We start from the raw sequence: 11,097 nt of genomic DNA, 5'->3' as shown, positions 1-11,097 counted from the left end.
GACCGGGGTTTCCCTGTACGGGGCCAAGGCTTCGTGCGCGCTTGGGCCCAGCGTACAGGGTCAACTGGTGGTGGCTTTCGCGCGCCCGCCCTACCCGCGCCCGGCGTGGTACACCGGGGCCGGGTTCCGCGCGGTGGCGGGGACCGGGACGTACGAGGACGTGCGGTTGGGGGTGACGTGGAAGGGCCGCGGTGCGTACGGGCAACACAGCGTGGACTTCGGCCTGTATTGGGCGGACAGGGCCAGCGCGCCCTTCGGGTTCACCCGCCTCACCGTGCGCGGTTCGTTCCGCGTGCTGCCCGCTCTCACGCTGGGCATCTCCTACCAGACCGACGACCCGGCCACCCCCGAGGTGGATCTCGGCCTGACCGTCAGCTGGATCCTCGCCTTTTGATCGACCGCGGACGGTCAAGGAGGGGAACGATGCGTAGCTGGGGGACACGGGCCTGATCTAGCGGGGCCTCCTCAGGGACAACGATGCCGGGAACCCGTGGGACGTGTACTTCACCAAGCTCATCGTGGAGAACCTGGGCGCGGCCCAGAACGACGACATCGAGTGGGTTGAGGTCCGGCTGGAGGTGGCGCTCGCGCCGTGAGGTTGCGAGGAAAGGAAGTGGCCGTCTATAATCGGCCATCAGGTCCCATCGTCTAGCGGCCCAGGATACCGGGCTCTCATCCCGGAGACAGGGGTTCAAATCCCCTTGGGACCAAATGGTGGCCTCCGGTCAGGCGATGACGGATCCGGTCTCCCCACGCAGGGCGGCGAGCAGTGCTCGTTCCCGGTCGGCCCGGAACACGACGATCGGAAGCCCATGTTCTCCGGCGATGGCCACCGCCGCCGCGTCCATCGCCTTGAGCCCCCGGGCCAGGTACTCGCGATGGGACAGGCTGGATACAGGACGCGCGGAAGGGTCGCGCATGGGATCCGATTCGTACAGCCCGTCCACCTTGGACCCCTTGAGCACGGCCTCGGCGCCCAGGCTCAAGGCCCGGATCACTGCCGCCGTGTCCGTGGTCACGAACGGGTTCCCCGTTCCGCAAGCGAGCAGCACCACCTCGCCTGCGCCGAGCGCCGCACCCGCCCGCCACGGGTCCACCGGGTCGGCCATCCCCGGGCAGGGCAGCGCCGACATGAGCACGCAGGGCACGTTCTCGGCTTGGAGGGCCTCGCGCAGGGCGACCCCATTGATGAGGGTCCCGAGCATCCCGATGGCGTGGCCGGCGGTGGCCGGAATGTGCGTCAAAGCCGAGCCCCGGGCCACGTTGCCCCCGCCCATCACCACCGCCAGCTCCACCCCGGCCTCCCGCGCGGCCGCGATCTCCCGGGCGTAAAAGGAAAGGCCCCCTGCGTCGAGGGGGCCGCCCGGTCCGGCCAGGAGTTCCCCGGACAGCTTCAACAGGGCCCGCCGCCAGCGAGCTTTCACCTCTCCCCCACCTCAAACCGCACGAACCGCCGCACGATCACGGGCTCCCCGAGCTTGGCCCCGAGGTCGGCCAAGAGGTCCTCGACCTTCATCGTCGGGTCGCGCACGTAGGGCTGCTTGAGGAGGCAGTTCTCCTCGTAGAACTTCTGGAGGCGTCCCTCCACGATCTTGTCCACGATGTGCGGGGGCTTGCCCTCCCGCTCCGCCTGCTTGCGCAGCACCTCCCGCTCCTCGTCCAGGGCCTCGGGGGGCACGTCCTCCGGGGCCACCCACCGCGGCTTCGCGGCCGCGATCTGCATGGCGATGTTGCGGAGAACATCGCGGAACGCCTCGGAGTTGGCGGCAAAGTCGGTCGAGGTGTTCACCTCCACCAGCACCCCCACCTTCCCCGAATGGTGGATGTACGCGTCCACCCGGCCTTCCTTGGCCTCCCGCCCCTGGTGGACAAGGAACTCCTTCCCCTCCATGCGCAGGATGCGCTTGGCCTTCTCCAGGTCGCCGCCGGCCTTGGCGAGCGCGGCCTTGCAGTCCATGATCCCGACCCCGGTCTCGGCGCGGAGGCGCTTGACCAGGTCCAGGGTGACCTCCTCCATCAGCTCTCCTTTCCCTCCCCGGTCAGCTCTTCCCACATCTCCATCAGCCGGACCTCGTCCTCGAGGTCCAGCGCCTCCACGATCGAGGCCACAGGGGCGATCGTACCCTCCACGGGTACCTCGGCCGACGGGGCCTCCGTCACTTGCAGCCCCTCCCGGCCCTCGATCACAGCGTCGGCGATGCGGGCGGTGATGAGGCGGGTGGACTTGATGGCGTCGTCGTTTCCCGGGATCGGAAAATCGATCAAGTCCGGGTCGGAGTCCGTATCGCAGACGGCAACGATGGGGATCTTGAGGATGTTCGCCTCCCGCACGGCGTGTGCCTCCACCGTGGGGTCCACCACGTACACCACCCCCGGCAGGCGGTCCATGTCCCGGAGGCCGTCCAGGTTGCGCCGGAGCTGGGCGAGCTCCTTCTCCAACTTGATGCGCTCCTTGAGGGGCAACCGCTCGTACTTGCCCTCGGCGAAGTTGCGCTCCAGTTCGAGCATGTGGAGGACGCGGCGGCGGATCACCTCGAAGTTGGTGAGGATCCCCCCGAGCCAGCGGCGGCTCACGTAGTGGGCCCCGCAGCGACGGGCCTCGTCCTCGATGGTCGGCTGGACCTGGCGTTTCGTGCCCACGAACAGGATCCCTTTGCCCTGGGCGGCTTGAGCCCGCACGAAATCGTACGCGCGCTCGAAGAGCTCCAGGGTCTTCCCAAGGTCGATGATGTGGATGCCCTTACGCTCGGTGTAGATGTACCGGGCCATCTTCGGGTTCCACTTGCGGGTGCGGTGCCCGAAGTGGACCCCCGACTCCAAGAGTTCCTTCATCGTCAGGACCGCCAAACTCCCTCCCCCTTTCGCATTCGAACTTGTGGCATACGTCCAAGTATAGCCCCCGAATTCACCGGGCACAACGCGCTCCAGGAGGTTTGGCGGGGCCGCGGCCCCGGGGTATGATGGTCCGGTGGCCGACGTGCTGGACGAGGAAGTCCGTCATACCCCGCGAAACCAAGAGGCCGAGCAGATGGTGCTGGGCTCGGCCATGCTGGAGCCGGAAGAGGTGGTGCCCAAGTTGGTGAGCCGCCTCAAGCCTGGGCATTTCTACTTTAGTGCCCACCAGGAGATCTGCAAGGCGATCCTAGAGCTGTTTGAACACGGGCAATTGCCGGACGGGGTGGCGGTGGCCAACTGGCTCGAGGAGCGGGGGAAACTGGAGAAGGTGGGGGGCCGGAGCTACCTCTCGGAGCTCCTCACGCGGGTGACCACCACCGCCGCCGTGGACCACTACCTGGACATCGTGGAGGGCAAGGCCCTGCGCCGGTGGCTGATCGAGGCCGCCGGGCGCATCGCCGAGCTCGGCTACCAGGAGGACCTTCCCCTGGACCAGGCGCTCGACCAGGCGGAGGAGATGGTGTTCACCATCACCGAGCGCCGCTCCGCCCCTCGGTACTACCTGATCCGGGACTTCCTCGAGGCCCACCTCGACATGCTCGAGGAGATCCACAAAGACCCCAAGCGGCGGCCGGTGGCGGCGCTGTCCACCGGGTTCGAGGAGTTCGATGCCTACACATCCGGCCTTCATCGGTCGGACCTGGTGGTGATCGCCGGCCGGCCGGGCACGGGCAAGACCGCCCTCGCCCTGGGCATCGCCCGCGATGCCGCCATCCGCCAGCGGAAGAAGGTGGGCATCTTCTCCCTGGAGATGTCCAAAGAGCAGGTTCTGGAGCGGCTCCTGTGTGCGGAGGCCCAGGTGGACCTGCACTCCTTGCGCTCCGGGTACCTGCCCCCGGCCAAGTGGGGCCTCATCGCCGAGGCTGCCGGACGCCTCCATGATGCGATCATCCTCATCGACGACACCCCGGGGGCCTCGGTCCTCGGGATCAAGGCCAAGGCGCGGCAGATGACCAAGGAGTACGATGGTCTCGATCTCGTCGTCGTGGACTACCTCCAGCTCGTGGAGGCCGGCATCCGCAGCGACGTTCGCGAACAGCAGATCTCCCACATCTCCCGGACCCTCAAGGGGCTTGCGCGGGAGCTTCAGATCCCGATCATCGCCTGCTCCCAGCTCAACCGGGCGGTGGAACATAGGGGGGAAGGTGCGCGCCCACGCTTGTCTGACCTCAGGGAGTCAGGGGCCATCGAGCAGGATGCCGACCTCGTCGCCTTCATCCACTGGCCCGAGTTCTATGCCAAGGAGCCGCGCCAAGGTTCAGCCCCAATGGCCGAGACGGAGATCATCATCGCCAAGCAGCGCAACGGCCCCACCGGTGCGTTCCGGCTTCTGTTTCACAAGAGCTACGCCAGCTTCTATCCGCCGACCCGCGAGAAGGAAGAGGTGCCTTTCTAGACTATAATCCGCGAAAGGAGGAGCACGTGATCCCGAAGGACCTCAAGTACACCCAGGACCATGAGTGGGTCCGCCTGGAGGGCGGCAAGGCCCGGGTGGGCATCACCCACCACGCCCAGAAGGAGCTGGGGGACATCGTGTTCGCGGAGCTGCCCGAGGTGGGAAAGAAGGTCAAGCGAGGGGAACGGGTGGCCACGGTGGAGTCGGTGAAGGCGGTGGGGGAAGTGTTCGCCCCCCTGTCCGGGGAGGTGGTGGAAGCCAACGATGCGCTCGCCTCGTCCCCTGACCTGGTGAACAAGGACCCCTACGGTCAGGGGTGGCTGTTCGTGGTGAAGATGTCCGACCCGGCGGAGACGGCTGGGCTCATGGACGCCGCTCGGTACGCGGCCTTGGTGGGGGAGAAGGGCTAACCCGATGAACCCGTACATCCCGCACACGCCCGCGGACGTGCGGGCGATGCTGGACGCGATGGGGCTTCCCGATGTGGACGCCCTTTTTGCTGACATCCCCGCGGAGGTGCGGCGGCGGCACCGCCCGCTGGGCCTGCCCGGTCGGGACGAGCTCTCCGTGCACCGGTACCTCGCCGGCCTCGCCGACCGGTCCTCCGGGCAGGCGCTGATCCCGTTCCTCGGCGGGGGGCTGTATGACCACTTCGTCCCGGCGGTGGTCCGCGAAGTGCTCTCCCGCTCGGAGTTCTACACCGCGTACACCCCATACCAGCCGGAGGTATCGCAGGGGACGCTCACGTGGATGTTCGAGTACCAGACGATGATCTGCGAGCTCACCGGGATGGAAGTGGCCAACGCCTCGATGTACGACGGGGCCACCGCCCTCGCCGAAGCGGCCCTGATGGCGCACCGGACGGTGGGCGGCAAGGCGGTCCTGGTGCCGCGGTCCCTGAACCCCAGGGTGCGCCAGGTCCTGGCCACCTACGCCTGGGGGGCAGACCTCCGGCTGCGGGACGTCCCGTACGGAGAGGACGGCCGCCTCGCCCTCGCCGAGGTCCCGGAGGGGACGTGCGCCCTGATCGTCCAGCAGCCGAACGCGTTCGGGGTCATCGAGGACCTAACCGGCCTCAAGGACGCCCTGGGACAGGCGTTCCTCATCGTCTACGCCAACCCCATCGCCCTCGCCGTGGTTGAGCCGCCGGGAGCGTTCGGGGCGGACGTGGTGGTGGGAGAAGGGCAGGTGTTGGGGAACCCCGTTTCATTCGGGGGGCCGCTCCTCGGCCTGTTTGCCACGCGGATCGCGCACCTGCGGCGGATGCCGGGGCGGGTCTCCGGCCAGACCGTGGATGCCGCAGGAAAAGTGGGCTATGTGATGGCCTTCCAGACCCGGGAGCAGCACATCCGGCGGGAGCGGGCAACGTCCAACATCTGCACCAACTCCGCGCTCTGTGCGCTCGCGGCCACGGTGTACCTTTCCGCCCTCGGGCCGGATGGGCTCCGCCGGGTGGCCCTGCTGGCCATGGAGCGGGCCCATGCCCTCGCCGATCGGATCGCCGCCCTGCCCGGTTTCCGTCTGGCCTTTTCCGGGCCGTTCTTCCACGAGTTCGCCGTCCAGTGCAAGCGCCCGGCGACGGCGGTGGCGGCTCTCCGGCGGGCGGGGATCGCCGTCCTGCCCCCCCAGTTCCTCGCCCCGACCGGGATCAAGGGGGCGTTCGGGGTGGCGGTGACGGAGAAGCGCACCTGGGAGGAGCTGGATCGGTTCGTGGAGGCGCTCAGGGGAGGTGGGCGGAAATGACCACGATCTACGACCGCGGCGCCCCCGGGCGGCAGGCGGCCGCCCTGCCGTCCTTGACCCGCCCGGAACGGGAGATCCTCGCCTACATCCCGGCTGGGCTGCGCCGGCGGGAGCGGCCGCGGCTCCCCGAGGTATCCCAGCCCGAGCTCGTCCGCCACTACACCCATCTTTCCCGCCTGAACTACGGGGTGGACACGGGCTTTTACCCCCTCGGGAGCTGCACGATGAAGCACAACCCGAAACTCCACGAGGACCTGGCCCGCCTGCCGGCGTTCGCCGGGCTGCATCCGCTTCTCCCCGAGGAGGAGGTCCAGGGGGCGCTCGCCCTCCTGTGGGAGCTTGGGGAGCACCTCAAGGGGATCGCCGGGATGCCGGGGATCACCCTCCAGCCCGCGGCCGGGGCCCACGGGGAGCTCACGGGAATGCTCCTCATCAAGCGGTATCTCGAGGACCGGGGGGAACTTGGAAGGAGGACGAAGATCCTCCTCCCCGATTCCGCCCATGGGACGAACCCGGCGTCGGCGGCGATGGTGGGGTTCCAGGTGGTGGCGGTGCCGTCCGACGGGCGGGGGATGGTGGACATGGCCGCCCTCAGGACGGCGCTGGGCGAGGACGTGGCCGGGATCATGCTCACCGTGCCCAATACCCTGGGGATCTTCGAGGAGGACATCCTCGAGATCACCCGGCTCGCGCACGAGGCCGGGGGGCTCTGCTACTTCGACGGGGCCAACCTGAACGCGTACATCGGCCGGGCCCGTCCGGGGGACATGGGGGCCGACATCTTCCACTTCAACCTGCACAAGACGTTCTCCACCCCCCACGGGGGCGGCGGACCGGGGGCGGGCCCCGTCGCCGTGTCCGAGGCCCTCGTCCCCTACCTCCCCGTGCCGGAGATCGTGCGGGAAGGGGACCGGTTCCGGCTCCGCTGGGATAAGCCCAAGTCCATCGGCCGGGTCCACCCCTATTTCGGGAACTTCCTGGTCATGGTGAAGGCCCTCGCTTACATCCTGACCTTGGGGGACGAGGGGTTCCGGGAGGTCTCGGCCGGGGCGGTGCTCGCCGCCAATTACCTCCGGGCCCGGCTCCGGGGGACGTACAAGGTCCCCTACGATCGCCTGTGCAAGCACGAGTTCGTGCTCTCCGGGGAGGGACTACCGGTACGGACGCTGGACATCGCCAAGCGCCTCATCGACCACGGGTTCCACCCGCCCACGATCTATTTCCCCTTGATCGTCAAGGAAGCGCTGATGATCGAACCCACCGAGACCGAGCCTAAAGAGGTGCTGGATGCGTTCTGCGAGGCGCTGGTTGGGATTGCCGGGGAGGCCCGGGAGCGCCCGGAGCTCCTCCAGAGGGCTCCCCACAACGCCCCGGTGCGCCGACTTGACGAGGCCCGCGCCGTGCGGGAGCCCGTACTGCGCTTGCTCTTTGACTCGCCCCAGGCCTGACCGGGTATACTGACCACGGCGTTTGGCTAAGGAGGGAAACATGCCGCGTTTGTACGCGTTTGCGCTTGCGCTCCTGGTGATGGGGCTCGCCGCGGGCGGGCAGCACTTCTACGCGTTCTACTACGACCGCTCCGGCGGCCAGGACCTGGAGATCAACCTCCTCAACACCATGCCCGATCCGGCCCAGATCATGCTTCGGGCCTACGATGCCTATGGGAAACCGCTGTGGACGGCGTCGGACACCCTGGCCGGCTACACCGGCGGATTCGTCCAGCTCAGCCGGTACATCCCCGAGGCGGCGGAGCACTGGGGCGTGGTCACGGTGGAAAGCGGGGAGCGCTTGGTGATTGCTCTAGAGTACCTGGTGGACGGGGAGCTCGCCTCCGTGGACCACGTGAGCCAGGAGGTGCCCGAGCTCACTGCGGATGAGCCGTACTGGCTCGGCGCCTACTACAGCCAGGTCGGGGATGCCTCCACCGGGCTTGTGGTGATGAACCCGTGGGACGAGGCCGTCGCCTGTGCCATCACCGTGTACCGCCAGGATAGGACGGTGGTGTACGAGGCCGAGCTCTTCCTCAACCCGCACGAGTCCGAGTACTACAGCCTGGAGAAGATCCTCGGCCATGGGCCCTACCTGTGGGGGCTTGTGGACATCCGGATGGTGGGGAAGGCGGTGGTGGTGGCGGTGGCGGTGGAGTACTACGGCCGCGGCCTCCGGGTGGACAACATCACCCAGTACTACTTCTAGATGGGGGAGCCCCGACTGCGTTTGATCTGGTAGCACCAGGGGGGCGAGAGACTATAATCGTTCGAAGGGAATACAAGGAGGGGACGATGCGAAAGATCGTGATCTTGATTGTGGGTCTGGTTTTTGTCGGCGCGCTTGCCTGGGGCCAGCACTTCTACGCCGTCCACTACAGCCGCGCGGGAGGCCAGGACCTGGAGATCAGCCTGTGTAACACCACGGGCAAGGATTCCAGCTACACCATCCGGGCCTATGATCCGTGGGGGAAGCCGCTGTGGGAAGCAACCGGCGTTCTCAGGCCACACAATGCCGCGTTCCACCTGATCGGCAACCAGGTGCCAGAAAAGGAGACCAACTGGGGCGTGCTCGTGGTGGATAGCCAGGAACCCCTTGTCCTTGGGCTCGAGTACTCTGCCAAGGGCCGGCTCCACAGCGTGGACATCGTGAGCACTGTGGTCCCGGCAAGGGAGGCCGGAACGGCCTTTCAAGTTGCTGGTTACTACTCCCAGGTGCCGGACTCGTTCATGGCTCTAGCGGTGATGAACCCGTGGGACCAGGCGGTGTCCGGGCGGCTGGTCGTGTACAAGAGCGACGGTTCGGTTGCGTATCAGGGGGACATCAGCCTGGCGGCCTATGAGTCCAACTCGTACAGCCTGGCGAAGCTCGTCGGGGAGGACGTCACGCTGTGGGGCCTCGTGGAAGTGGTGACGGACGGGGCCCCGGTGGTGATGGCCGCCAAGTTACTCATTGGCGGTGTCCTTCAGGTCAAGAACGTCATCGGAGCCTTGCGCGTCGTGGTGCAGCCCGCGGCACCCACGCCGCCGCGCAAGGTGTAGGGCAAGCGGCCGTTTCCCGAGGGAGATGGAAGGCCGGCCAGGGATCCCGGCCGGCCTTCTCTTGAAACCCTGGCGATGGAGAGGTGAGGTGGTCTCGTTGCTCCTCACTTCCCCCGCACCTTCAGCAGGTCGGCGATGGCCTTTTGCATCTGTTCGATGGCGAACGGGTCCTGTTCGGTAGCGAGCGCCGCCTCGATAGCTGGGATCACGCTCGGATCACCGAACCTCACGAGCGACATGGCCGCCCGCCACCGCACCGCGCTCTCCGGATCTTCTAGGGCCGCCACCAATGCAGGGATTGCCCGGGGGTCGCGGATCTTGCCCAACGTCAGGGCAACCTCCTGGCGGATGCGCGTCTCGCGGCCCTGAACGTCGGTGAGCATGGGGATGAGAAGCGATACCGACTCCTCGTCGTACACCATCCCCAGACAGTACACGGCCTCCCAACGCTGCATGACATCGGCGGCGTCCAGGCCTAGGTTCAGATAAGGAGCGGCCTCTACCTGACCGAAGAACGCCAGGGCCACCGCGGCGTTCCAGACGATCCTCGGGTCGGCGCTCGTGAGGCCGATCCGGAGCTGTGGCACGACCTCTTCGGCCACGATCTGAGAGCGGAAGGTGCCGAGCGCCCACAGGCTTCGCCACCTGGGATGGGGGTTGATGTCGGTGAGGGCCCTGGCAGCAAGGGCGGGGATGGCAGGCCGCGCCATCTGGGGGTTCGCAGAAGCCAGGTTCCCGAGCACGTTCACCGCGTCCCACCGCACCCAAGTCGCGTCCTCGATCTTCGGAGCCGGGGTAGAGCTTCCCCGCGGCCAGGCGGCGGTAGCCGTTGCGGGGATGTACTCGAGCCATTCGAACAGCACGTCCGCGACGATGACCACGGTTAGCGAGTCTGGGCTCGTGTTCTCCACGGTTACCTTGAACACGACGACATCGCCTGGTTGAACCGGCGGGGCGACCGACCGCCCTGCCCGGCCTAGCTCAACCATCTCCTTGGATACATGCAGCCTCGTGCCGTCGCTTGTGGCGGCCACCACCTGGGTGGGGATCCCCGCCTGGATGGGGGTGCTTGTCGCCCTGGCCTGGTAGGAGAGCGTGAGAGCCTCCCCGGGCTCAAGGGTGGCGGGGAGAGTGCAAGTGAGGATCTGACCATAGTAGGTGGCCTCGATGAGCGCAGGGAGCGCAGCCTCACCGAGCTGTTCGAGGGCATTGTGCACCTCTTTCCGCACGTCGCCGGTTCGCCCCTCGGGCAGGATGAGATGGCCGACGAGCGAATACGGATCTGCTTCGGTCGCCAGAAGAGACAGCGAGCAGACGAAGGCGAACAGCACCGCTCCAAGCACAACTAGCCGATTCCGCTTGAACATGTCACCACCTCGTTCTCAGAGTAGTTCCTGAGATGGCCCCCCGTGAAGGCCACGGGGAAAGAAAGGGGGCACCGCGGCGCCCCCTTCTCTCTTGATACCCAATCCGACTATGGGATTTGCTTCAGCAGAGCCGGGCACTCGCGCGGCGCGCACTCGGGGTTCGCGCACTTCGCCCACTGGATGAGCCAGTCTAGGGCGTTGATGACGTCCCCGAGCGTGTAGCCGGCGAACCCGATGTCCAGCTTCACCTCGACCGTGTCAAGCTTGCCCTCGATCGCGTCAGCCTTGACTTCAAGGGCGTCGAGCTTGACCTCGACTGCATCGAGCTTCACCTCGATCGCGTCAAGCTTGACCTCAACAGCATCGAGCTTGACTTCGACTGCATCGAGCTTGACCTCCACGGCGTCAAGCTTGACCTCGATAGCGTCAGCCTTGACTTCAAGGGCGTCCAGCTTCCCTTCGACGGTGTCGAGCTTACCCTCGATGGAGTCAGCCTTGCCCTCCAGGGTGTCGAGCTTACCCTCGATGGAGTCAGCCTTGCCTTCTACGGCCGCCACGGCGGCATCCAGGGCATCGAACCGGCCAGGGATGGCGTCGAGCTTGACCT

11 protein-coding genes, 1 tRNA gene and 1 pseudogene are annotated in these 11,097 nt (G+C 67.0%); 8 read left to right on the top strand and 5 right to left on the bottom strand.

Going from position 1 to position 11,097, the window contains the following annotated elements; translation table 11 throughout:
* Positions 1-394: hypothetical protein (locus NUV94_07275; protein MCR4392543.1), on the top strand; the 394-nt coding region annotated here is incomplete at its 5' end.
* A 243-nt stretch (positions 395-637) separates the two neighbouring features.
* Positions 638-710, top strand: a tRNA-Glu gene (locus tag NUV94_07270).
* 15 nt (positions 711-725) lie between these two features.
* Here the strand turns inward: NUV94_07270 and pyrH are convergent.
* The 3 genes and pseudogenes from pyrH to rpsB all read right to left on the bottom strand — a co-directional run bounded on the left by pyrH (position 726) and on the right by rpsB (position 2,847).
* A complete protein-coding gene (pyrH, locus tag NUV94_07265; GenBank protein MCR4392542.1) occupies positions 726-1,424 on the bottom strand; it encodes a UMP kinase in 699 nt (232 codons plus the stop codon).
* Positions 1,421-2,017: an elongation factor Ts gene (locus NUV94_07260; protein ID MCR4392541.1), complete on the bottom strand. Its 597-nt coding sequence runs from the start codon at positions 2,015-2,017 to the stop codon at positions 1,421-1,423. Before NUV94_07260 ends, pyrH begins: the two co-directional genes overlap by 4 nt.
* A gap of 137 nt (positions 2,018-2,154) precedes the next feature.
* A pseudogene (gene rpsB / locus NUV94_07255) lies at positions 2,155-2,847 on the bottom strand (30S ribosomal protein S2).
* A gap of 121 nt (positions 2,848-2,968) precedes the next feature.
* On the opposite strand from rpsB, the gene dnaB reads away from it, so the two are divergent.
* The 6 genes from dnaB to NUV94_07225 all read left to right on the top strand — a co-directional run bounded on the left by dnaB (position 2,969) and on the right by NUV94_07225 (position 9,123).
* On the top strand, positions 2,969-4,351 hold the full coding sequence (gene dnaB, locus NUV94_07250; GenBank protein ID MCR4392540.1) for a replicative DNA helicase: 1,383 nt from the start codon (positions 2,969-2,971) through the stop codon (positions 4,349-4,351).
* 26 nt (positions 4,352-4,377) lie between these two features.
* A complete protein-coding gene (gene gcvH, locus NUV94_07245; GenBank protein MCR4392539.1) occupies positions 4,378-4,761 on the top strand; it encodes a glycine cleavage system protein GcvH in 384 nt (127 codons plus the stop codon).
* Positions 4,762-4,765: 4 nt separating this feature from the next.
* The gene (gene gcvPA, locus NUV94_07240; protein MCR4392538.1) at positions 4,766-6,094 is read left to right on the top strand and encodes an aminomethyl-transferring glycine dehydrogenase subunit GcvPA; all 1,329 of its coding nucleotides are present in this window, start codon (positions 4,766-4,768) and stop codon (positions 6,092-6,094) included.
* Entirely contained in the window at positions 6,091-7,542 is a 1,452-nt protein-coding gene (gene gcvPB / locus NUV94_07235) for an aminomethyl-transferring glycine dehydrogenase subunit GcvPB (protein ID MCR4392537.1), read from the top strand. Before gcvPA ends, gcvPB begins: the two co-directional genes overlap by 4 nt.
* A 40-nt stretch (positions 7,543-7,582) precedes the next feature.
* Positions 7,583-8,290, top strand: coding sequence for a hypothetical protein (locus tag NUV94_07230; protein ID MCR4392536.1), 708 nt, complete (start codon positions 7,583-7,585; stop codon positions 8,288-8,290).
* A gap of 86 nt (positions 8,291-8,376) precedes the next feature.
* A complete protein-coding gene (locus tag NUV94_07225; GenBank protein ID MCR4392535.1) occupies positions 8,377-9,123 on the top strand; it encodes a hypothetical protein in 747 nt (248 codons plus the stop codon).
* A gap of 104 nt (positions 9,124-9,227) precedes the next feature.
* On the opposite strand, the gene NUV94_07220 is transcribed toward NUV94_07225, so the two are convergent.
* Together NUV94_07220 and NUV94_07215 are read right to left on the bottom strand one after the other, a co-directional pair.
* A complete protein-coding gene (locus tag NUV94_07220; protein MCR4392534.1) occupies positions 9,228-10,490 on the bottom strand; it encodes a HEAT repeat domain-containing protein in 1,263 nt (420 codons plus the stop codon).
* A 107-nt stretch (positions 10,491-10,597) separates the two neighbouring features.
* Positions 10,598-11,097, bottom strand: a 500-nt coding sequence (locus tag NUV94_07215) for a hypothetical protein (GenBank protein ID MCR4392533.1), incomplete at its 5' end; no start/stop codon positions are given.

The organism is Candidatus Acetothermia bacterium, assembly GCA_024653305.1.
GTDB lineage: Bacteria > Bipolaricaulota > Bipolaricaulia > Bipolaricaulales > Bipolaricaulaceae > JACIWI01.
This window is presented reverse-complemented; position numbering and strand designations above follow the sequence as displayed.

Excerpts from the sequence above, each read along its gene's own strand:
- NUV94_07260 (MCR4392541.1), bottom strand. The coding sequence starts at position 2,017 with ATGGAGGAGGTCACCCTGGACCTGGTCAAGCGCCTCCGCGCCGAGACC.
- gcvPA (MCR4392538.1), top strand. The coding sequence starts at position 4,766 with ATGAACCCGTACATCCCGCACACGCCCGCGGACGTGCGGGCGATGCTG.
- gcvPB (MCR4392537.1), top strand. The coding sequence starts at position 6,091 with ATGACCACGATCTACGACCGCGGCGCCCCCGGGCGGCAGGCGGCCGCC.
- NUV94_07230 (MCR4392536.1), top strand. The coding sequence starts at position 7,583 with ATGCCGCGTTTGTACGCGTTTGCGCTTGCGCTCCTGGTGATGGGGCTC.
- NUV94_07225 (MCR4392535.1), top strand. The coding sequence starts at position 8,377 with ATGCGAAAGATCGTGATCTTGATTGTGGGTCTGGTTTTTGTCGGCGCG.
- NUV94_07220 (MCR4392534.1), bottom strand. The coding sequence starts at position 10,490 with ATGTTCAAGCGGAATCGGCTAGTTGTGCTTGGAGCGGTGCTGTTCGCC.